The organism is Pseudoblastomonas marina (assembly GCF_014641655.1).
Taxonomy (GTDB): domain Bacteria; phylum Pseudomonadota; class Alphaproteobacteria; order Sphingomonadales; family Sphingomonadaceae; genus Alteriqipengyuania_A; species Alteriqipengyuania_A marina.
The window spans coordinates 1,331,217-1,353,189 of sequence record NZ_BMID01000001.1; the positions used below are offsets into that span (position 1 = coordinate 1,331,217).

The 21,973-nt window shown below is 65.3% G+C and carries 21 protein-coding genes; 8 read left to right on the forward strand and 13 right to left on the reverse strand.

The genetic code is table 11. The features are described from left to right. Positions 1-14: 14 nt before the first annotated feature. The 8 genes from IEW49_RS06445 to IEW49_RS06480 form a co-directional block, all read right to left on the reverse strand. On the reverse strand, positions 15-800 hold the full coding sequence (locus IEW49_RS06445) for an enoyl-CoA hydratase-related protein (RefSeq protein WP_188641903.1): 786 nt from the start codon (positions 798-800) through the stop codon (positions 15-17). 47 nt (positions 801-847) lie between these two features. Then, complete coding sequence (gene mce / locus IEW49_RS06450) at positions 848-1,303, reverse strand: methylmalonyl-CoA epimerase (protein ID WP_188641904.1); 456 nt, start codon at positions 1,301-1,303, stop codon at positions 848-850. After that, complete coding sequence (locus IEW49_RS06455; protein WP_188641905.1) at positions 1,300-1,773, reverse strand: hypothetical protein; 474 nt, start codon at positions 1,771-1,773, stop codon at positions 1,300-1,302. Before IEW49_RS06455 ends, mce begins: the two co-directional genes overlap by 4 nt. After that, a complete protein-coding gene (locus IEW49_RS06460) occupies positions 1,770-3,302 on the reverse strand; it encodes an acyl-CoA carboxylase subunit beta (RefSeq protein ID WP_188641906.1) in 1,533 nt (510 codons plus the stop codon). The genes IEW49_RS06455 and IEW49_RS06460 overlap by 4 nt, the downstream gene beginning before the upstream one ends. Before the next feature lie 59 nt (positions 3,303-3,361). Further along, entirely contained in the window at positions 3,362-4,384 is a 1,023-nt protein-coding gene (locus tag IEW49_RS06465; protein ID WP_188641907.1) for an NAD-dependent epimerase/dehydratase family protein, read from the reverse strand. A 43-nt stretch (positions 4,385-4,427) separates the two neighbouring features. Next, a complete protein-coding gene (gene gorA, locus IEW49_RS06470) occupies positions 4,428-5,780 on the reverse strand; it encodes a glutathione-disulfide reductase (RefSeq protein ID WP_188641908.1) in 1,353 nt (450 codons plus the stop codon). A 10-nt stretch (positions 5,781-5,790) separates the two neighbouring features. Beyond that, entirely contained in the window at positions 5,791-6,777 is a 987-nt protein-coding gene (locus IEW49_RS06475) for a calcium/sodium antiporter (RefSeq protein WP_188641909.1), read from the reverse strand. Positions 6,778-6,838: 61 nt separating this feature from the next. After that, positions 6,839-8,221: a DEAD/DEAH box helicase gene (locus IEW49_RS06480; RefSeq protein WP_188641910.1), complete on the reverse strand. Its 1,383-nt coding sequence runs from the start codon at positions 8,219-8,221 to the stop codon at positions 6,839-6,841. A gap of 377 nt (positions 8,222-8,598) precedes the next feature. On the opposite strand from IEW49_RS06480, the gene IEW49_RS06485 reads away from it, so the two are divergent. Then, on the forward strand, positions 8,599-8,784 hold the full coding sequence (locus tag IEW49_RS06485; RefSeq protein WP_188641911.1) for a hypothetical protein: 186 nt from the start codon (positions 8,599-8,601) through the stop codon (positions 8,782-8,784). Between the two features lie 192 nt (positions 8,785-8,976). Here IEW49_RS06485 and pgi read toward each other — a convergent pair whose 3' ends face one another. Continuing rightward, positions 8,977-10,500, reverse strand: a complete 1,524-nt coding sequence (gene pgi, locus IEW49_RS06490; RefSeq protein ID WP_188641912.1) for a glucose-6-phosphate isomerase — start codon at positions 10,498-10,500, stop codon at positions 8,977-8,979. A gap of 122 nt (positions 10,501-10,622) precedes the next feature. Between pgi and lepB the strand changes: the two genes are divergently transcribed. The 4 genes from lepB to IEW49_RS06510 are packed head-to-tail and all read left to right on the forward strand — an operon-like array spanning position 10,623 to position 14,539. Then, positions 10,623-11,456 carry a signal peptidase I gene (gene lepB / locus IEW49_RS06495; RefSeq protein WP_188641913.1) on the forward strand — a complete coding sequence of 278 codons (834 nt, stop codon included), beginning with the start codon at positions 10,623-10,625 and terminating at the stop codon, positions 11,454-11,456. After that, positions 11,411-12,133, forward strand: coding sequence for a ribonuclease III (rnc, locus tag IEW49_RS06500; RefSeq protein WP_373282520.1), 723 nt, complete (start codon positions 11,411-11,413; stop codon positions 12,131-12,133). Before lepB ends, rnc begins: the two co-directional genes overlap by 46 nt. After that, positions 12,126-13,043: a GTPase Era gene (gene era / locus IEW49_RS06505; protein ID WP_188641914.1), complete on the forward strand. Its 918-nt coding sequence runs from the start codon at positions 12,126-12,128 to the stop codon at positions 13,041-13,043. The genes rnc and era overlap by 8 nt, the downstream gene beginning before the upstream one ends. Continuing rightward, on the forward strand, positions 13,040-14,539 hold the full coding sequence (locus tag IEW49_RS06510) for an ArnT family glycosyltransferase (protein WP_188641915.1): 1,500 nt from the start codon (positions 13,040-13,042) through the stop codon (positions 14,537-14,539). The genes era and IEW49_RS06510 overlap by 4 nt, the downstream gene beginning before the upstream one ends. Here the strand turns inward: IEW49_RS06510 and IEW49_RS06515 are convergent. From IEW49_RS06515 to plsY, 4 genes are all read right to left on the reverse strand, one after another. Then, on the reverse strand, positions 14,536-14,718 hold the full coding sequence (locus IEW49_RS06515) for a hypothetical protein (protein WP_188641916.1): 183 nt from the start codon (positions 14,716-14,718) through the stop codon (positions 14,536-14,538). The two genes, IEW49_RS06510 and IEW49_RS06515, sit on opposite strands and share 4 nt — an antisense overlap. After that, positions 14,715-17,285 (reverse strand): type I DNA topoisomerase, encoded by a 2,571-nt coding sequence (topA, locus tag IEW49_RS06520; RefSeq protein WP_188641917.1) that lies wholly within the window; start codon positions 17,283-17,285, stop codon positions 14,715-14,717. The genes IEW49_RS06515 and topA overlap by 4 nt, the downstream gene beginning before the upstream one ends. Positions 17,286-17,700: 415 nt before the next feature. Continuing rightward, positions 17,701-18,795 (reverse strand): DNA-processing protein DprA, encoded by a 1,095-nt coding sequence (gene dprA, locus IEW49_RS06525; RefSeq protein WP_188641918.1) that lies wholly within the window; start codon positions 18,793-18,795, stop codon positions 17,701-17,703. Continuing rightward, positions 18,792-19,391 (reverse strand): glycerol-3-phosphate 1-O-acyltransferase PlsY, encoded by a 600-nt coding sequence (gene plsY / locus IEW49_RS06530; RefSeq protein WP_188641919.1) that lies wholly within the window; start codon positions 19,389-19,391, stop codon positions 18,792-18,794. Before plsY ends, dprA begins: the two co-directional genes overlap by 4 nt. 104 nt (positions 19,392-19,495) lie before the next feature. Between plsY and murI the strand changes: the two genes are divergently transcribed. The 3 genes from murI to IEW49_RS06545 all read left to right on the forward strand — a co-directional run bounded on the left by murI (position 19,496) and on the right by IEW49_RS06545 (position 21,894). Then, entirely contained in the window at positions 19,496-20,308 is an 813-nt protein-coding gene (gene murI, locus IEW49_RS06535; RefSeq protein WP_229658108.1) for a glutamate racemase, read from the forward strand. Positions 20,309-20,391: 83 nt separating this feature from the next. Beyond that, positions 20,392-21,612, forward strand: coding sequence for a 5-aminolevulinate synthase (gene hemA, locus IEW49_RS06540; protein ID WP_188641921.1), 1,221 nt, complete (start codon positions 20,392-20,394; stop codon positions 21,610-21,612). Between the two features lie 3 nt (positions 21,613-21,615). Further along, positions 21,616-21,894, forward strand: coding sequence for a YdeI/OmpD-associated family protein (locus tag IEW49_RS06545; protein WP_188641922.1), 279 nt, complete (start codon positions 21,616-21,618; stop codon positions 21,892-21,894). Positions 21,895-21,973 lie beyond the last annotated feature (79 nt).

The following is a 21,973-nucleotide window of genomic DNA, read 5'->3' on the forward strand; positions in this document are numbered from 1 at the left end:
CGCGCGCGGGAAAGCTACTCCCCCTTGAACTCGGGCTTGCGCTTCTGGAGGAAGGCCATGCCGCCCTCGATCGCGTCCTTGCTGTCGCCCGCGCGGTGCTGGCCGAGCGCTTCCTGGTGGAGCGCGCTGGGCAAATCGTGCTGCAAGGCGTGCATGATGTTGGCGCGCATCTGGCCGAGCGCGAGCGTCGGGCCGTTGGCGAGCCGCGCGGCGAGCGCGCTCGCCTCGTCGATCAGCGCATCGTCGGCGACCGCCTTGTAGATCAGGCCCCAGTTTTCGGCCTTTTCGGCGCCGATCTTCTCGCCGAGCATCATCATCTCGGTCGCCCGCGCCTTGCCGACGAGGCGCGGGAGCATCCAGCTCGCCCCGCCATCGGGCACGAGGCCGATATTGACGAAGGCCTGGAGGAAATACGCGCTCGCACCCGCGATCACGAAATCCGCCGCCAGCGCGACCGAACAGCCGATCCCAGCCGCAGGCCCGTTGACCGCCGCGACGATCGGCACGCGGCACTGCGCCATCTGCACCATCAGCGGGTTGTAGCTCATCGCGAGGCTGTCATAGGCGCCGCGCCCGCCCGAGACCGGCCGGTCGCGCTTGGCCGCGAGATCGGCGCCCGAACAGAAGGCCCTCCCCTCGCCCGTGATCAGCACGCAGCGCGCCGCGCCCGGATCGGCCAGCACGTCGCGCAATTCGACCGCCATTTCGGGCGGCATCGCATTGAGCCGCTCGGGCCGGTTGAGCGTGATCGTGGTGACGGGTCCGTCTGCTTCGACGCGGATATGTTCGTAATCGGGCATGTTCTCTCCTGAGTCCCTCTCCCCGGGCGGGGTGAGGAGCGCTTCGATCAGTTCGACCAGTGCGCGTCGCCCTTGGGCGTTTCCATGATCTCGGTCAGCTGGCCCATCATGTCCTTCGGGTGGAGGAAGAAGATCGGCGTGCCGTGCGCGCCGATGCGCGTGGGGCCGAGGATGCGCTTGCCCATCTCCTCGAACCACTTGCGCGCGTCCTCGATATCCTCGACCTCGTAGCAGACGTGGTGCTGCGCCCCGGCGGGGTTCTTCTCGAGGAACTTGGCGATCGGCGAGTCCTCGCCCAGCGGCTCGATCAGCTCGATCTGCGTGCCCTTGCCGAGTTCGCCCGCGGCATCGGGCGTATCGACGAAGCAGACCTTCACCCCCTGCGCCTCGAGATCGAACGGCTCGTGGAACTTCGTCGCGCCCATCACCTCACGGTAATAGCGGATCGATTCCGCGATCGAGGGCGTCGCGACGCCGATATGGTTGAGACGGCCGAGTTTCATAAGATATTATCCCAAGCATTAAGCGCCAGAAACAAAGTTAAGCCACTGATAAGAATGTTCCAAATCATCGAGGCCACAAAACGTCGAGGCTGCTTTTTATAGACGTACGGCCCAAAGGCCATGCTCATCAAAGGCAATACTTTCCCTGTTATCGCCCCTCGAACCGTGATCAAAAGCGCGAGTGGAAAAAACGCTGCAATCAGAAATGGGACAAACTTTGGGGAACGTGCAATTCTCTCAGCCCACGGTGTCCACAAGAATGCGGCCATTAAAAACGCAGCAACCCCAAGCAGTACCGCAGCAGAGTTCTGCCATCTTTTTCCTAGATCCTCACAGTCTGCAACCGAAGGTTCACCATCTGCCACTCTTGCATCGTGTCCGGAAGTTCGTTGAATCAAAATGTAACCGATAAACAGCAACGCAATCGTTATCGCGACCTTCGCGACTGGGAATTCGATCGTATCAATCACAACGGAATATTATCGTGCTTTTTCCACGGGTTCTCGAGCTGCTTCCCGCGTAGCTTCCTCAGCCCCAGCGCAATCCGTTTGCGGGTCGAGTGCGGGTAGATCACCTCGTCGATATAGCCGCGGCTCGCCGCGACGAAGGGGTTGGCGAAGCGGTCTTCGTACTCCTTGGTCTTTTCGGCGATCTTTTCGGGATCGTCGCGGTCCTGGCGGAAGATGATCTCGACCGCGCCCTTCGCGCCCATCACCGCGATCTCGGCGGTGGGCCAGGCGTAGTTGAGATCGCCGCGCAAATGCTTCGACGCCATCACGTCGTAGGCGCCGCCATAGGCCTTGCGGGTGATCACGGTGATCTTGGGCACGGTCGCCTCGGCATAGGCGAACAGCAGCTTGGCGCCGTGCTTGATGATGCCGTTGTGCTCCTGGCTCGTGCCGGGGAGGAAGCCGGGCACGTCGACGAAGGTCAGGATCGGGATGTCGAAGGCGTCGCAGAAGCGCACGAAGCGCGCGGCCTTCTTCGACGAATTGATGTCGAGCACGCCGGCGAGCACCATCGGCTGGTTCGCGACCACGCCCACGGTGCGCCCTTCCATGCGGCCAAAGCCGCACAGGATGTTCGCTGCGTGCGCGGGCTGGATCTCGAAGAAGTCGCCCTCGTCGAGCACCTTCCGGATCACCTCGTGCATGTCGTAGGGCTGGTTGGCGTTGTCGGGGATCAGCGTGTCGAGGCTGGGTTCCTCGCGCTCGATCGGATCGGCGGTGGGGCGCTCGGGCACCTCTTGGCGGTTCGACAGCGGCAGGTAATCGATGAAATCGCGCGCCGCGAGCAGTGCCTCGATATCGTTTTCATAGGCGATATCGGCCACGCTGGTCTTGGTCGTGTGGGTCACCGCGCCGCCCAGTTCTTCCTGCGTCACCTCCTCGTTGGTGACGGTCTTCACCACCTCGGGCCCGGTGACGAACATGTAGGAGCTGTCCTTCACCATGAAGATGAAGTCGGTCATCGCCGGGGAATAGACCGCCCCGCCCGCACACGGGCCCATGATGAGGCTGAGCTGCGGCACCACGCCCGAGGCGAGCACGTTGCGCTGGAACACCTCGGCATAACCGCCGAGCGAGGCGACGCCTTCTTGGATGCGCGCGCCGCCCGAGTCATTCAGGCCGATGACGGGCGCGCCGACCTTCATCGCCATGTCCATCACCTTGCAGATCTTTTCCGCGTGGCGTTTCGACAGCGAGCCACCGAAGACGGTGAAATCCTGCGAATAGACGAAGACCAGCCGCCCGTTGATCGTGCCGCTGCCGGTGACCACGGCGTCACCGGGGATCTTGCTGTCCTGCATCCCGAAATCGACGCAGTCGTGTTCGTCATAGGTGTCGAGTTCCTCGAACGAGCCCTCGTCGAGCAGCACGTCGAGCCGCTCGCGCGCGGTCAGCTTGCCCTTGGCGTGCTGCGCGTCGATCCGCTTCTGTCCCCCGCCCATCCGGGCGGCTTCACGGCGGCGTTCCATTTCGGCGATATTGGCGGACATGCGCTCTCCCTTGTTCGCTGCGGAGCGGTTAGAGCGAGGACCCGCCGCAGGTCAACTCGTCAGAGCTTCACCACCCCGTGCGAAATCAGGCTTTGCGCGCAATCGACGATGGTCTCCTCGACCGGGCGGGTTTCCCAGCCGAGCTCGTCCCTGGCGTGGCTCGTATCGAGGTCGCGGGTCTTGCCCAGCTCGTTCATGATCGAGCGCAGCCCCGGGTTCACGAGCGCGATCGCCTTCACCATCCAGTTGGGCATCACGCGCTTGGGGACCTTTTTCGTGTGCTCGGCAGGCAGCCTGGCGCGGAGCACATCGGCGATCTCGATCAGTTTCATGAACCTGCCCGAGGCGATGAAGCGCTCGTTGGCGAGACCCGGCTCCATCAGGCAGCGCACGTGCAGGTCGGCACAATCGCGCAAATCGACCACCCCGAAACCGAGATCGGGCGCCATCGGCATCGATCCGTCGAGCACCTGCTTCATCGCCACCACCGAGGGCGAGAAATCGGGCGTCTCGATCGGTCCCAGCACCAGCGCGGGATTGACCGAGACGAATTCCATCGTCCCGCCATTGGCGAACATCCAGTCGCGCGCGGCGCGCTCGGCGATCGTCTTCGACTTGGCATAGGGCGTGACGTCGGGGTGGGTGATGTCGGTCCAGGCGCTCTCGTCGACGCGATAGGACTTTTCGTCGCGGCCATAGGCGATCGCGGCGACCGAGCTGGTCTGGACGAACCGTCTGACTCCCGCCTGCTTGGCAAAGCGCAAGGCGCGGATCGTGCCTTCGCGCGCGGGGACGATCATCTCGTCCTCGTGCCTGGGCGTGCGGGTCGAGATCGGCGAAGCGACATGGGCGACCGCGTCGCAATCCGCATTCGCCTCGGCCCAGCCGGCATCGTCCATCAAATCGGCCTGGAAGATCTTGAACTTGGCCGCACCGACATCGAAGCGATCGCGCAATCCGTCCTCGCTCTTCCTGCGATCGCGCACCGTGGTATGGACCACGTGCCCGGCCTCGAGCAGCTGGTCGATGATCTCGCCGGCGATATAGCCTGTGCCGCCGGTGACGAGGATGGTCTTGGGCATGTCGGGTCCTCCGTGTGCGCCCCCGTCTAGCACCGATCCGCCCTCACCGCATCAGCACGAGTTCCTCGGCCATCGTCGGGTGGATCGCGGTGGTCGCGTCGAAATCGGCCTTGGTCAGCTTGGCCTTCACCGCGATCGCCGCCGCCTGCATCATCTCGGGCGCTTCGGGCGCGATCATGTGGATCCCGACGATCCGGTCGTCCTCCGCGTCGCATATCATCTTGAACAGAGAGCGTTCGTTGCGACCCGCGAGCACGTTTTTCATAGGGCGGAAATCGGACTGGTAGACCTTGACCCCTCCGAGCTTGTTGCGCGCTTCGCCCTCGGTCATCCCGACCGCGGCGATCGGCGGGTGGCTGAACACCGCGCTGGCGACGCAATCGTGATCGACCGCGCTGGGCTTGTCGCCGAACACCGTGTCGGCGAAGGCCTGGCCCTCGCGGATCGCCACCGGGGTCAACTGGATTCGGTCGGTGCAGTCGCCGACCGCATAGACATGATCGAGATTGGTCTTCGAGAAGCGATCGACCAGCACTTCGCCGTGATCGCCCAGTTCGACGCCAATCTCCTGCAGCCCGAGATCCTTGGTGTGCGGCACGCGCCCGGTGGCGAAAAGGACGCAATCGACCTCGAGATCGTCGTGGTTTGTCATCGAGACGCACAGCGCACCGTCATCGGTCTTCTCGATCCCGCGGAACTCGGCGTTGAAGCGGAAATCGATGCCCTTCATCATGCTGATCTGCAGCAGCCGGTCGCGCACCGCCTCGTCGTATCCGCGCAGGATCACGTCGGTGCGGTTGATGATCGTGACCTTGCTTCCGAACTCGTTGAAGATCCCGGCGAACTCGTTGGCGATGTATCCCCCGCCCGCGATCAGCACGCGCCTGGGCATCTCGTCGAGATGGAATGCCTCGTTGCTGGTGATGCCGAGTTCGTGCCCGGGGCAATCGGGAATGCGCGGGGTGGCACCGGTGGCGATCAGGATATGCTTCGCGGTGACGACCTTGCCGCTCGCGAGCGTGATCTCGTGCTCGCCGGTCAGCCTCGCCTTCTCGTGGAACAGTTCGACATCGTGGTTCTCGAGCGTTTCCGTGTAGAGGCCGTTCAACCGGTCGACATCGGCGAGCACCGCGTCGCGCAGCTTGACCCAGTCGAAGCTCTTGCCCTCGATGCTCCAGCCGAACTTTTCGCAATCCTCGAGGTCCTCGGCGAAATGCGCGCCGTAGACGAGCATCTTCTTGGGCACGCAGCCGCGGATCACGCAGGTCCCGCCAATCCGGTATTCCTCCGCCAGCGCGACCTTCGCGCCATGTGCCGCCGCGACGCGGCTCGCACGCACGCCGCCCGAGCCGCCGCCGATGGTAAAAAGATCGTAGTCGTAGTCGGTGTCGGACATGTGAGCCTTCCTAGAACCGGAGCAAGCCGGCAGTGAAGAGGATGAAAAGCACGTAGGAGGCGAGCAGCACGCCGCCTTCGCGCCTGCCGAGCCTGCCGCCGGTATAGGCGAAGACGATCGCGGCGACGGCAGCGGCCAGCAGGATCCACAGATCGGTCTGCAGGATGCCGCCGGGGATCGGCCCCGGCGCGACGAGGCCGGTAATCCCGCCGATGAAGAAGATGTTGAAGATGTTCGAACCCAGCACGTTGCCCAGCGCGATATCCCCCTGCTTGCGGATCGCGGCGATGATCGTGGTGGCGAGTTCGGGCAGCGAAGTCCCGGCGGCGACGATGGTCAGCCCGATCACCGTGTCCGACACACCGAGCCGTCCGGCGATATCGACCGCTGCGTCGACCAGCACCACCCCGCCCGCGACGATCAGCGCCATCCCCACGAGGAAGAATCCGCCCGCGCTCCACAGCGAACCGCTCGGCTCGTCATGCGGCAGCAGCGCGGGGTCGGCGCCCTCGACGGCCAGCGCGCGGTCGCCCGCGGCGCCGTGGACCCCGGTCGCCTCCTGCTTGAAGGCAAGCCAGAGATAGGCCGCGAGGACCACCAAGAATCCCGCACCGGCCCAGCGATCGAGCCCGATCGTCTGCCCCGCGAGCATCAGCAGCAGCACCCCGCCGACCCCGACCATCCCGTCGCGCCACAGCACGCTGTGCGACATCACGGCCGGCGCGATCAGCGCGGCCGCGCCGAGGATCATGAGCGTGTTGGCGATGTTCGAGCCGACGATATTGCCGAGCGCGATCCCCGGCGAACCGGCGAGTGCGGCCTGCACGCTGGCGGCGAGTTCGGGCGTCGAGGTACCGAGACCGACGATGGTCAGCCCGATCAGCATCGGCGACAGGCCGAGCCGTTCGGCGATCCGCACCGCGCCGCGCACCAGCAATTCGCCACCTCCCACCAGCAGGACGAAGCCGAGCAGCAGGAACAGGATGGTGGCGGTCATTGCTTATCGCTCTCCGGGCTTGTTGGCGCGGGTCAGCGCCTGACAAGCCGGCTAGGGCGGGTCAAGTATTGTTGCGACCGCCGCGACGGTTGCGGCGACGGTTTCCGCCTCCGCCCTGTCCACCCGAGCGCTGGCCACCCGAGCGCTGTCCGCTGCTCTGGCCCTGCGGCTTGCCGCCACGACCGCCGCCGGGCTTGCGCTGTCCGCCGCCCTGGCGCGGCTTGACGTTCGCACGCGGGGCGCGCTGGCCCGGAGGGGCGCGCTTGGTCGGGCCGACGCCTTCGACCACCGCGCGGAAATTCTCCGGCAGGTCGAGCCGTTCGAATTCGGCATCGGTCGTCTTGCGGATGTCCTTCAGATAGGCGCGTTCGTCTTCGGCGCACATCGCGATCGCGATCCCGTCCGCCCCGGCGCGCGCGGTGCGGCCGATGCGGTGGACATATTGTTCGGGCACGTTGGGCAGCTCGTAATTGATCACGTGGCTGACGCCCGGGATGTCGATCCCGCGTGCGGCGACATCGGTCGCGATCAGGATCGGCGTCTTGGCACTCTTGAACTCACCCAGCGCACGCTCGCGCTGCGGCTGGCTCTTGTTGCCGTGGATCGCATTGGACGGGATGCCGCACTGAGAGAGCTTCTTCACCATCCGGTCGCAGCCATGCTTGGTCCGCGCAAAGATCAGCACGCGCTCGAACTTGCCGGGCACCGGATGTCGCTCGGACAGGATCATCTCGAGCAGCGTCTGCTTCTCGTCCTGCTGGACCATGAAGAGGTACTGGTCGATGCGTTCCGCGGTGGTGGCCGCAGGCGTAACCGACACGGTGACGGGGTTGTTGCAATATTTGCCGACCAATTCCTTGATCGCGGTCGGCATGGTGGCGCTGAAGAACAGGGTCTGGCGGTCCTGCGGAACCAGCTGGCTGATCTTGCGAAGCGCGTGGATGAAGCCGAGGTCGAGCATCTGGTCGGCTTCGTCGAGGACGAGGATTTCCACGCCGGAAAGGTTGAAGGCCTTCTGGTCGATCAGGTCGAGCAGGCGGCCCGGCGTGGCGACGAGGATATCGGTGCCGCGATGCAGCTTGTTGCGATCCTTGTTGACCGAGGTGCCGCCGACGATGCTGTGCACCTTGAGCCCGGCGAGCGCGCCGTAATCCTTGGCGGATTCGGCGATCTGCCCGGCAAGTTCACGCGTCGGCGCGAGCACCAGCATGCGGCAGGACTTGAACGGCGTCTGGTTGTCCGCCTCGCGCAGCCGGTCGATGCTCGGGAGCATGAACGCGGCGGTCTTGCCGGTGCCGGTCTGGGCGATGCCCAGCAGGTCGCGCCCTTCGAGCACGGGCGGGATCGCCTGCGCCTGGATCGGGGTGGGTTCGGAATAGCCCTTGAGATCGAGCGCCTGGAGGACGGGCTGCGAGAGCCCGAGTTGGTCGAATGTAGTGGTCATGTAGAGTTTTTAACTCGCAATATATGCGACGCGCAGAGACACAGCTCGCGCGGCGCGGGGGTAAAAAACCGCCCGCGTGAAAAGGGAAGTCTGGGAGATAGGACCGAAGCGCGCCGGGGCTCGCCATAAAGGCCGCCGCTTCACGCTGGCTGGCGCTTCGATGGGAGCCATGTGGTGCAGTGCAGCACGAAAGTCAATCTCTATTGCCTTTGTGCAATGCACAACAGGCTTGGCGAAAGGGCGCCGATGCACTAGCGTCAGCAATATTCCGGCCACCGAAACGCGCTGCCGGAACTGAGAGACGATACCGCGCTCCCGCATGAAGGAGCCGCCATGTCGCCGCAATTTGTCCGCCATTCTGCAAGAACGCGATCGTCATGACGGTCCGGCTCATGATCGCCTATGCGCTGATCGCATTGCTGGTAGCCTTTGCAGGCGTGGTGATCTGGAATATCCGGCAACATTCGCCGCGCCAGACCCGCCTGCGAATGCGCGAGCGCCAGAAGGAACAGACGCGCAAGGCACGCGAGCGGCGGGAGGCGGGCGAAGGTGGCGATGCCTGATCCCGAAACCCGCGGCGCCGCCATCGAATGCGCCCGCACCGCCAAGGCGCTTGCGCTCTACGCGAAGCTCCCGGGCACGCTCGCTCGACCGATCCGGCCGCAACCGATTTCCCGGGTAACGAACGAGGCTCGCTCCTTCTCTTCGTAGGCGATAAGCTCGACGAAGATCTTCTTTCAAAATCGAACCGTGGCTTACCCCAATCCCGCCGCATCGAGCAGCGCGCTCGTACTCGCATCGAAATCCCCCTCGTCCTCTTCCATCGCGCGGGCGATCTGCTTGCCGAGTTCGACGCCGAACTGGTCGAAGGGGTTGATGCCGAGCAGCACGGCACTGGCGAAGGTGCGGTGTTCGTGGAAGGCGATCAGCGCGCCGAGCGTGGCGGGGTTCAATGCATCGCACAGGATCGTCGCGCTGGGGCGGTCGCCGGGATAGGCGCGCGCGCCCCCCAAATCTTCATCGTCGCTTTCCTTGCCCGCCATCAGCGCCGCGCCCTGCGCGAAGCAGTTCATCAGCAGGATCTCGTGATGCGCGGGGTCGAGATCGTGGCCGGGCGCGATGCTGGCGATGAAATCGACCGGCACGAGGTGCGTGCCCTGGTGCAATAGCTGGAACACCGCGTGCTGCGCGTCGGTGCCCGTCCCGCCCCATGTGATCGGCGCCGTGGGACCGTGGACCGGCTTGCCCTCGGCGGTGACGCGCTTGCCGTTGCTCTCCATCTCGAGCTGCTGGAGATAGTCGGGCAACAGCCGCAGCCGCTCGTCATAGGCGAAGACGGCGCGGGTCTGGCTGCCGCGCAGATGGGTGTAGTAAAGATCGGCGAAGGCGGCGCGCAGCGGCAAATTCTCCAGCCCATCGACCTCGCGGAAATGCGCATCCATCGCGCCTGCGCCTTCGAGCATCGCGGCGAAGCCCTCCCAGCCCAGCGCGAGCGCGACCGGGAAGCCGATCGAGCTCCACACCGAATAGCGCCCGCCGACCGTGTCGCTGAAGGGCAGGATCCGCGTCTCGTCGACGCCCCAATCGAGTGCGGCCTCGGGATTGGCGGTGAGCGCGACGACGCGGCCCTGCGGGTCGGACACGCCGCCCTCGCCCATCCAGTCGAGCACCGACTGCGCATTGGTCATCGTCTCGATCGTGGTGAAGGTCTTCGAGGCGATCGCGAGCATCGTGGTTCCCGGGTCGCAGGCCTTGAACGCCGCCTTCAGCGCATTGCCGTCGACGTTCGAGACGACATGCACGTCGACCTTCGCATCGTCTCTTGCCAGCGCATCGAGCGCCAGAGCCGGACCGAGCGCCGAGCCGCCGATCCCGACATGGATCAGGTGCTTCACCTCGCCGAACGCGCCGGCATGGATCGCCTCGACCAGCCCGCGCATCCGCATGTGCAGCGCATCGGCCAGCGCCACGGCCTCGTCCGCCCCGTGCCCGCGCTCGGCCGTGTGTTCGGCGGCGCGTTCCTCGGTCGGGTTGACCACTTCGCCCGCAAACAGCGCGCGGCGCTTGTCGGCAAAGCCCATCGCCTTGGCGAGCTTGGCGAAAGCTTCGCCATGCGCGTCGTCGAGATGGGTCTTCGACCAGTCGAACCGGATCCTCCCGCCCGGCAGGTCGAGCGCCTGCGACCAGTCCTCGACGCGTCCCTTCTCCTCGAACAGCGAAGCCAGCTTGGGCTTGTCGAGAAGGGTCAGTTCTTTCCAGATGGCTTGGGGATCGCTCACGCACAGGGCTCCGTTCGAGTGGACACGCCCCAACGCCTAGTGGCGTGCGCCGGTCGAATAAAGGCCTCATTCACGGCGCGCATGCTTGATTTTCGCGCGCAATGGCGACACGGCAGCGCGCGATGAACGAGACCGCCAAAACCCCCGTCGAAACGGAAGCCGATACGCCCGAAAAGCCCGAGAAGAAGGAAGACAGCCTCTTCGTCTTCGTGCTCAAGCTCGCGCTCGTCGTGTTCATATTCCGCAGCTTCTTCTTCGCCTCGCATTCGATCCCGAGCGAATCCATGCTGCCCAAGCTGTGGAACGGCGATTACCTCGCGGCGAGCAAGTGGTCCTACGGCTACACGCGCTATTCGCTGCTGTTCGAACCGCCGGTGGGCGACTGGCGCATCTTCGGCAGCGAGCCCGAGCGCGGCGATATCGCGGTGTTCAAGCACCCGGTCAGCTACGAGGACTACATCAAGCGCGTGATCGGCCTGCCGGGCGACCAGATCCAGATGCAGGGCGGCGCGCTCTACATCAATGGCGAGGCGGTAAAGCGCGAGAAGGTCGGCGAATTCATCCAGCCGATGTCGGGGAACACGACCTGCGCGGGCGCGCAATTCCGCAGCACCGGCGACGATGGATCGCGCATCTGCCGCTACGAGCAATACCGCGAGACGCTGCCCAACGGCGTCACCTACATGACGCTCGATTTCGGTCGCTCGCGCTATGACGACACGCAGGTCTTTGTCGTGCCCGAAGGCCACGTCTTCATGATGGGCGACAACCGCGACAATTCACTGGACAGCCGCGCACCGGCGGTCCCGGGCGGCGGGGTCGGCTTCGTGCCGGTCGAGCTGCTGCTGGGCAAGGCGCAGGCGCGGATCTGGTCGACCGACGGCAGCGCCGAATACGTCCTGCCGTGGACCTGGTTCACCGCTGCAAGGTGGGACCGCATCGGAGACGGGCTCTGACCCGCCCCGCCCTGTCCGACGAGACGCGCGATTACCTGCGCGCGCTGGCGGGTGGCGAGCTGGGTGACGAGGACGTCTGGATCGACGCGCTGACCCATGGATCGACCGGGCAGAAGCGCGATTACGAACGGCTCGAATTCCTCGGCGATCGCGTGCTCGGCCTCGCCGTCGCGCACTGGCTCTACGTCCACGACCACCAGGCCGAGGGCAAGCTCGCCCAGCGTCTCGCCGCACTGGTCAGCCGCGGGACCTGCGCCGATATCGCCCGCGCCTGCGGCCTTGCCGACCATATCCGCCTCGGCAAGCAGGCGCGCGACGATGGCGGGGCGGACAGCGACAACATCCTCGGCGACGTAATGGAATCGGTCATCGGCGCGGCGTTCGTGACCGGCGATTTCACCCGCGCCAGCGCGATGGTCGAACGGCTGTGGGCCGATACGCTGTCGGGCAAGACCGGGCGTTCGAAACACCCCAAGAGCGCGCTACAGGAATGGGCCGCGGGCAACCAGAAGCGCCCGCCGCGTTATTCGGTGGTGGACACGTCGGGTCCCGACCATTCGCGCAGCTTCACGGTGCGCGTCGAAATCCACGGAGTCGGCTCGATCGAGGCGACCTCCAACAGCAAGCAGGACGCCGAAACCCAGGCGGCGAGAAAGTTCATCGAGACCCATGGCTGACGACAAGAACCAGAGCGGGCAGAGCAAGTGCGGCGTCGTCGCCGTGATCGGTGCGCCCAATGCGGGCAAATCCACGCTGGTCAACCAGCTGGTCGGTCAGAAGGTCGCGATCGTCTCGCCCAAGGCGCAGACCACCCGCACGCGGCTGATGGGCATCGCGCTGCACGGACCGACCCAGATCATGCTGGTCGACACGCCCGGCATCTTCGCCCCGCGCCGCCGGCTCGACCGGGCGATGGTCTCCGCAGCATGGGAAGGCGCCGAGGAGGCCGATGCCGTCCTGCTGCTGGTCGACCCGATCAAGCAGCGCCGACACGAGCTGATGCCGCTGCTCGAACAGCTGAAGGACCGCAAGGAGCGGAAAATCCTGGTGCTCAACAAGGTCGACAAGGCGGTCAAGGAACCGCTGCTGGCGCTGGCGCAGGAACTGACCGGCATGGTCGATTTCGACGAGGTGTTCTTCGTTTCCGCGCTTTCCGGCGACGGCGTGCCCGAGCTGAAGGAAGAACTCGCCAAGGCGATGCCCGAGGGCCCGTGGCATTATCCCGAGGACCAGGTCTCCGACGCGAGCGAGCGCCTGCTCGCCACCGAAGTCACCCGCGAACAGCTCTACAAGCAGCTGCGCGAGGAACTGCCCTATGACAGCATGGTCCGCCCCGAAAGCTACACCCATCGCGAAGACGGCAGCGTCGAAATCCGCCAGCAGATCCTCGTCCAGCGCGACAACCAACGTTCGATCGTGCTCGGCAAGGGCGGCAGCATGATCAAGTCGATCGGCGAAGCCGCGCGCAAGGAGCTGTCCGAGATCCTCGGCCAGAAGGTCCACCTCTTCCTCCATGTGAAAACACAGGAAGGCTGGGACGAGGATCGCGAATTCTACGAGGAAATGGGGCTGGACTGGTCGAAGTGACCGCCGCACCCGCCGATCGCGCGCACCATGCCGCGCCGAACCTGCCGCGGCCTTGGTATGCCGACGGGCGGGTGTTCCTGATCCTGCTGCTCATCACCGCGCTGACCCGTGCGGCCAGCTTCGGGAACCCGGTGCTCTACAATGACGAGCAGTTTTACCTGCTCGTCGGTAGCCGGATGCTCGAGGGCGCGCTCCCCTATGTCGAGCTGTGGGATCGCAAGCCGATCGGACTGTTCTTCATCTATGCGGCCACCAGCGCGCTCGGTCCTTGGGACGTGCTGCAATACCAGGTGGTCGCCGGCCTGTTCGCGGGCACGACCGCGTGGGTGATCTATCGGATCGCACGGATGATCGCGCCGCCCGACGGCGCCTTCATCGCCGCCGCCTGTTACCCGATCTACCTCGCCGGGTTCAGCCTCGTCGGCGGACAGGCACCGGTGTTCTACAACCTCTTCGTCGCGCTCACCGCATGGTGGCTCGCGCGGCGCTATCGCGACGGCAACGTGCACAAGCTGTTCTTCGGCGGTTGCCTCGCCATGCTCGCGCTCGGCAGCGCGATGCAGGTAAAGTACACGGTGGTGTTCGAGGGCATCTATTTCGGCCTCGCGCTGCTGTGGCTGGCTCACCGCGTCGGCCTCCACCGCTGGAGCATCCTGCCGATGGCGCTCGGCTGGGTCGGCTGCGCGCTGGTGCCGACCGCGATCGCGCTCGGCTGGTACGCCCATCACGGCGACATGGAAGCCTATTTCTACGCCAATTTCGTCTCGATCTTCGAGCGCGAGAGCGGCATTTCAGGCCCGCTGATCCGGCTGCCGGTGCTATTGTTCTTCCTCAGCCCGCTATGGCTGCTGATGCTGTGGGCGCCACAGAAGCTCGGGCTCAAATACCACGGCACGCCGGTGCTCGATTTCGTCACCGGCTGGGCGATCGCCGCGTTTGCCGGGTTCATGATCATCGGGACCTATTACGACCATTATGTCGGCCCGTTGCTGGTCCCGTTCTTCGTGCTCGGCGCGCGCGCGCTCGGTCTGCATGGCCTGCGCCGCAAGCTCGCGATCGGGGTAGTGGTGTTCGGGGTGGCCTGCACCATCCTCCACACCGTGATCCGCGTCCAGATCGACGGCTCGCGGGAGGAATTCGCGGCGGTCCGCGACACGGTGGCCGAGGCGATCGCGCCGGACGACTGCATCTACGTCTACGAAGGCGACGTCGCGCTCTATCACGCCACCGGCGCCTGCACGGTGACGCCCTACGTCTTCCCGACGCACCTCAACAGCTTCAAGGAAGAACACGCGCTCGGCATCGACACCATCGCCGAGATGGAACGCATCGTAGCCGCGCGCCCCAAGGTGATCGTCAAGATGGCCGAGCCGTACAACGATCCCGACAATGCTCGCACCCGCGCGGTGCTCGAGGAGGCGCTGGCGGCGAGATACGAGCGCACCGCCGCCCTGCCCCGCGGCACCCGCGAAGTGGAGATCTGGGTCCGCCGCTAGCGCTTCTTCGCGATCGCGACCTTGTTCTTCTTGGCGAAATCGCGGGTCGATTCCTCGCTCCGGCCCAGCGCCTTGGCAATCTGCTTGAGCCCCTGCCCCTTCCCGGCCAGCACTCGCAGCTGGCCGGCCTCGTCGGGGCGCCAGGGCTGTTTGTGGCGCTCGAACCGCTCCTTGCTCATTTCTCGGCCGCCTTCTTTTTTGCCGGAGCCTTTTTCTTGGCTGCAGCCTTTTTCTTGGCCGGTGCCTTCTTCTTCGCCGGGGCCTTCTTGCGGCCCTTCTTCTTGGCCGGCCCCTTGGCGACGCGCTCGTCGATCAGGCGGATGGCGTCTGCCTCGGTCACGTCCTCGGGCTTCATGTCGCGCGGGATCGTGGCGTTGGTGGTGCCGTCGGTGACATAGGGACCGTAGCGACCCGGCAGGACCTTCATCTCGGCCTCGGACACCGGGTGCTTGCCGAAGGTCTTGATCGGCTCGGCCTTGGCGCGCCCGCCGCCCTTGCGATTGGCGGCTTCGGCCAGCAGCGTGACCGCGGCGTTCATGCCGGTGTCGAAGACATCGCGGGTCGATTGCAGCTTCGCATACTTGCCATCGTGCCTGAGGTAAGGCCCGTAACGGCCTATGCTTGCTTCGATATCATTGCCTGTCTCGGGATGCTGGCCGATCACGCGCGGCAGCGAGAGCAGCTTCAGCGCCCATTCGAGATCGAAGTCGTCGAGGTCCTTGGGAATCGAGGCGCGCTTGGCGTCCTTGCCCTCACCCAGCTGGATGTAGGGTCCGAATCGCCCGGTCTTGCGCTCGACCTCGAGACCGGTCTCGGGATCCTTGCCCATGATGGTATCTTCGGCCGGATCTTCGCCATCGGCGCCCGGCTGGGCGAAACGGCGGGTGAACTTGCATTCGGGATAGTTCGAGCAGGCGACGAATGCACCGTACTTGCCACCGCGCAGCGCGAGCCGCCCGTCCTGGCAGCGCGGGCACAGGCGCGGATCGGTCCCGTCCTCGCGCGGGGGGAACAGGTAATCCTCGAGGAAGCCATCGAGCACCTCGGTGACTTCGGAGGGCTTGCGCTCCATCACCTCGTCGCTCTTGGGCTTGAAGTCGCGCCAGAAGGCTTCGAGCACCTTCTTCCACTCGGCGCGCCCGCCCGAGACCTCGTCGAGTTCGTCCTCCATCCCGGCGGTGAAATCGAACGCCACGTAACGCGTGAAGAAGCGTTCGAGAAAGGCGGTCAACAGGCGCCCGCTTTCCTCAGCGTGGAAGCGGTTCTTCTCCATCCGCACGTAATCGCGATCGCGCAGCGTCTGGATCGTCGAGGCGTAGGTCGAGGGACGCCCGATGCCGAGCTCCTCGAGCCGCTTGACCAGCGAGGCCTCGGAAAAGCGCGGCGGTGGCTGGGTGAAGTGCTGGGTCGCGATCACCTCGCGCTTCGCGGGCGCATCGCCCTCGCGCAGGAAGGGCAGCAACCCGTCCTCGTCCTCTTCGTCGCCCCGCTTGTCGATGCCTTCCTCGTAAAGCGCGAGGAAGCCGGGGAACTTCACCACCTGGCCGTTGGCGCGCAGGCCGTGCTGGCCGGTCGCATCTTCGAAATGGACGGTCGTGCGTTCCAATCGCGCCGAGGCCATCTGGCTTGCCAGAGCGCGCGTCCAGATCAGCTTGTAGAGCTTTTCCTCGTCGCCGCGCCCGGCCTTTTCCTTGATGAAATCGGTCGGCCGGATCGCTTCGTGCGCTTCCTGAGCATTCTTGGCCTTGGTCTTGTACTGGCGCGGTTTTTCGGGGAGGTAATGTCCGTCGTAACGGCGCGTGATGGCCTTGCGCGCACTGGCGATCGCGCTGCCTTCCATCGAGACGCCGTCGGTACGCATGTAGGTGATCGCGCCCGCCTCGTAGAGCGACTGCGCGAGCCGCATCGTGTGGCTGGCCGAAAAGCCGAGTTTTCGCGCGGCCTCCTGCTGCAGCGTGGAGGTCGTGAAGGGCGGAGCGGGGCTGCGCTGCAACGGCTTGGTATCCACGCCGACGACGCGGAATTCGCTCTCTTCGACCGCCGTCTTGGCCTTGCCCGCAATGCCCTCATTGCCGAGCGAGAGCTTTTCGAGCTTCTCGCCCTCGAACTTGACCAGCCGCGCGTCGAAGCCGGTGCCGTCCTGCTCCATCTTGGCGACGACCGACCAGTATTCGTCGGACTTGAACGCCTCGATCTCGCGCTCGCGATCGACGATCAGCCGCAATGCGACCGATTGCACGCGGCCCGCCGATTTCGCGCCGGGCAGCTTGCGCCACAGCACGGGCGAAAGCGTGAAGCCGAACAGGTAATCGAGCGCGCGGCGGCCGAAATACGCGTCGATCAGGTCCTGGTCGAGCTGGCGCGGATGCTCCATCGCATTGGTCACCGCCTGCTTGGTGATCGCGTTGAAGGTCACCCGCTCTACCTCGGCGGGCAGCGCCTTACGCTTCTTCAGCAGGTCGAGCACGTGCCAGCTGATCGCCTCCCCCTCGCGATCGGGGTCGGTAGCGAGGATCAGGCGGTCGGCCTTCTTGGCCGCATCGGCGATCGCCTTGACCTGCGAGCGGTTGCGCTGGTCGGCATAGACCTCCCAGTCCATTGCGAAATCCTCGTCCGGGCGCACGCTGCCATCCTTGGGCGGCAGGTCGCGGACATGGCCGTAGCTGGCGAGGACCTTGTAGTCCTTGCCGAGGTATTTCTCGATGGTCTTCGCCTTGGCCGGCGATTCGACGATAACAAGCTGCATTGGAGTTCGGGCAGTCCCTTACGTGTGTACGTGTACGTACGCGCGATGGTCAGGTGGCGGGATGATTCGTCAAGCGCGGAAATTGATACTATGCCGCGTTCTGCATGGTTCGGGATCAAAAAAAGGCGACGAGTCAGAGGGCTCGCTCCGTACTCAGTCGGGCCCTTCCACTGCTCGCGTCCATCCCATTTGGGGCGGCGCTGATCATTCAGACATGGTTTCTAACTGCTGAGAAATTCAGAGAGTGTAGCCAGACGCGGACGATCATCGTCCAGCTTCGCGGTGCCACTGCCTGCCTTTCCGAATTCGAGCACTCGATCTATCAATCGACACAAGCGGGAATCGCGGTGATCGCAGTCCTAGCGGCATTCTACATCATCAAAATTCGCAGGAGATTTCGTACTAACTCCAGCGATTAATTCCGAAGACTAATTTTACCCCCCGCATGCCTCTCCAGTCTGCCCGCAAGCTCCAGCTCCAGCAGCGCCAGTTGCACCGCCGCAGCCCCCTCGCCCGACTGACGAATCAACTCGTCGACCGCCACAGGGGCGGTGGTGAGCCAGTCGGCGAGTTCGGCGGGTTCGGCTTCGGATAGGTCCTCGGCCGGCTCCCACATCGCTCCGCTGGCCTCGCGGAAGGTGCTGCGCGGGTTGCCGTCGAAGCCGGAGAGCAGTTCGATCACGTCCTCGGGCGTCTGAACCAGCACGCCGCCTTCGCGGATGAGCTGGTTGCAACCGTGGCTGCGCGCGTCGAGCGGGCTACCGGGGATCGCCATCACCTCACGCCCCGCCTCGCCCGCCAACCGCGCGGTGATCAGCGAACCCGATTTGGGAGCGGCCTCGACCACCAGCGTGCCCGCGGCCAGCCCGGCGATGATGCGGTTGCGCGAGGGGAAGTGCCGCCCGCGCGGCTCGGTACCGGGGGGCTGTTCGGCAATCAGCAGGCCCTCGTTGGCGATCCGTTCCTGCAGTTCTGCGTGCTGCGGCGGATAGGCGATATCGATTCCGCTCGCGATGACCCCGATAGTAGAGGGCATGGCGCCTTCGTGGCTCGCCCCGTCGATCCCGCGCGCGAGGCCCGAAACGACGGTCCAACCCTCGGCCGCCAACTTCGCCGCGAAATCGCGTGCCAGCTTGACCGCCGCCGCACTGGCATTGCGTGCGCCGACCATCGCCACGCAGGGCTTCGCCGCCAGTGCCGGATCGCCGCGATAGGTCAGGATCGGCGGCGCGCTGTCGAGCTCGGCCAATAGCGGCGGGTAATCGGGCTGGTCGTGGAACAGGTATCGCGCGCCGGCCTTCTTAACCGCCGCGATCTCTCCCTCGACCTTGCCGACCGGCGTGGGGGTAATTCTTCGCCCGCCGCGCTGCGCCAGATCGGGCAGTCCCTCGATCGCCCTGGCAGCGGTGCCGAAGCGCTGGAGCAATTGCCGGTAGCCCACCGGACCGACATTGGGCGAGCGCAGCAGGCGGATGCGTGCGAAAGCCTCGTCACGGGTGAGCGCGCTCACGTCTTCGAACCGACCTTAGGTTCCTCACCCTTGAGCAGCCGCCCGATATTCGCGCGGTGGAGCCACAGAACGAGCACCGCGATCACCGCCAGCGCGATGAACGCTTCGGTCTCGCCCGCGAACCACGCGGCCACCGCCGTGACCACCACCGCCGTCATTCCCGCCAGCGAGCTGATCCGCGTCACCGCGAGGACGCCGAGCCAGGCGATCGCGTATACCGCACCCAGCATCCACGCGAGACCGAAGGCGACGCCGGCATTGGTCGCCACGCCCTTCCCGCCCCTGAAGCCGAGCCAGACCGGGAAACAATGGCCCAAAACGGCGGCGACGGCGGCATAGGGCACCGTATCCTCTCCGAACGCGAAGCGCGCGATCAGCACGCCCGCCAGCCCCTTGAGCAGGTCGAGCAGCAAGGTCGCCGCGCCGAGCTTCTTGCCCCCGGCGCGCAACACGTTGGTCGCGCCGATATTGCCCGAGCCCTGCGCGCGGACGTCGCCCAACCCCGCCGCCTTGGTCAGCAGCAGGCCGAACGGGATCGAACCGACGAGGTAGGCGGCGAGCATCGCTAGCCCGGTTTCGGTGTTGAATTCGAACATCTTGGCCTCCCCGTGCGCCCCGAGCTTGTCGAAGCGCGGCTGTCCTGCTTATGCGCAACGCTAGTAGAAACAACTGTCCTTCGACAAGCTCAGGACGAACGGAATTGGACATTTCACAAGCGACCGCGCCCATCCTGCTGTTCGATTCCGGCGTCGGCGGATTGTCGGTGCTCGAGGCCGTGCGCCGCGAACTGCCCGATGCACCGGTGGTCTATGCCGCGGACAATGCGGGCTATCCCTACGGCACCAAGAGCGAGGCGCAGATCGCGACGCGGATCCCGGCGCTGCTCGGGCGGCTGGTCGAACGCTACCGCCCCCGCCTCGTCGTGATCGCCTGCAACACAGCCTCGACCATCGCGCTGGAAGACGTCCGCGCCGCGCTCGACCTGCCGGTGGTCGGCACAGTGCCCGCGATCAAACCCGCCGCCAAGCTGACCGAGAGCGGCGTGATCGGCCTGCTCGGCACCGAGGCGACCGTGCGCCAGGCTTATGTCGATGCCCTGGCGCAGGATTTCGCCAATGGCTGCATCCTGCTGCGCCACGGCTCGGCCGAGCTGGTGGCGGCGGCGGAGGAAAAACTCCACGGCGGCACCCCCGACCCGGCGGTGTTCGAACGCATCGCCAGCGCCTTCCGCCAGCAGCCCGGAGGCGAGCGGATGGACACGGTGGTGCTCGCATGCACCCATTTCCCGCTGGTCGAGGACGAATTGCGCGCCGCGCTGGGCCCTGATCCTCGGCGCATGCGCTTCGTCCACGGGGCCGAAGGGATCGCCCGGCGGGTCGCCCACCTGCTCGAAGGCCAATCATTCACCCGCGACCGCCCCGACCGGCTTGTCCTGACCGCGCCCGACGAACGTTTCTCCGCGCTCGAACCCGCGCTCGCCCGCTACGGCCTCGAGGCGTGCGAAACCCTCTGAATTCTTGCGAGTCGTTCGCAAAGACAATCCTTCTAATCGGCGGGTTACGGCGCTAGTGCACCGCGCACGGAATCGATGCACCGATGAACTACCAGCATATCTTCGACCAGGCGATCGAACGCCTCCACGAGGAAGGGCGCTACCGCGTCTTCATCGACATCCTGCGCAACAAGGGCGCCTTCCCCAACGCACGCTGCTTCGCCGGGCATAACGGCCCGAAACCGATCACCGTGTGGTGTTCGAACGACTACCTCGCGATGGGCCAGCACCCCAAGGTGATCGAGGCGATGGAAGAGGCGCTGCACGATGTCGGCGCGGGTTCGGGCGGCACGCGCAATATCGGCGGCAACACCCACTACCATGTCGAGCTCGAGCACGAGCTGGCCGACCTCCACGGCAAGGAAGGCGCGCTGCTCTTCACCAGCGGCTACGTCTCCAACGACGCGACCCTGTCGACGCTTGCCAAGCTCCTGCCGGGCTGCGTGATCTTTTCCGACGAATTGAACCATGCGAGCATGATCGCCGGGATCCGCAATTCGGGCTGCGACAAGCGGGTGTTCCGTCACAACGATCTCGACCATCTCGAGCAATTGCTCGCCGCCGAGGATCGTGACGCGCCCAAGCTGATTGCGTTCGAAAGCGTTTATTCGATGGATGGCGACGTCGCCCCGGTCCACGCAATCTGCGACCTCGCCGAGAAATACAACGCGCTGACCTATGTCGACGAGGTCCACGCGGTCGGCATGTACGGCAAGCGCGGCGGCGGGATCACCGAGCGCGACGAGGCCGCGCACCGGATCGACATCATCGAGGGCACGCTGGGCAAGGCGTTCGGCGTGATGGGCGGCTACATCGCGGCCGACAAGAAGATCATCGACTGCATCCGCAGCTACGCCCCGGGCTTCATCTTCACCACCTCGCTCTCCCCGGTGCTGGTCGCGGGCGTGCTGGCCTCGGTCAAACACCTCAAGGCTTCCAGCGAGGAGCGCGACGCGCAGCAACTCGCCGCCGCCCGGCTCAAGGCGCTGATGGCCGAAGCCAACCTGCCGGTGATGGACAGCACCACGCATATCGTCCCGCTTATGGTCGGCGATCCGGTGCGCGCGAAGAAGATCTCGGACATCCTGCTCGCCGAATACGGCGTCTACGTGCAGCCGATCAATTTCCCGACCGTGCCGCGCGGCACCGAGCGCCTGCGCTTCACCCCCGGCCCCGCGCACAGCGAGGAAATGATGCGCGAACTCGTCGCCGCGCTGGTCGAGATCTGGGACCGGCTCGACCTGGAACTGCGCCAGGCCGCCTGATCCGTGCTTGCGGTTGCCGACTCCGACTTTCGCCACCGTACACCTCCCGAACTCAAGGTCATGCTCGACGCCAGCCCCGAACTGGCCGAAAAATGGCACGCGCTGACCGCGCTGGCGCGCAACGAATGGATCTGCTGGACGATCTCGGCAAAGCAGGAGGCGACGCGCGAAAAGCGCCGTGCGCGGCTGCGCGAGGAGATACTCGAGGGCAAGAAGCGCCCCTGCTGCTGGCCGGGATGCCCGCACCGCCGCGAATCCGCGAGAAAATTCGTCGATGCCTGACACGATCTCGGCGCGACAAAGCGAAAATCGTTAGGCGAATGGAAACCTTACCGTGACATTGCCTTGGGGCGGTGCGCGT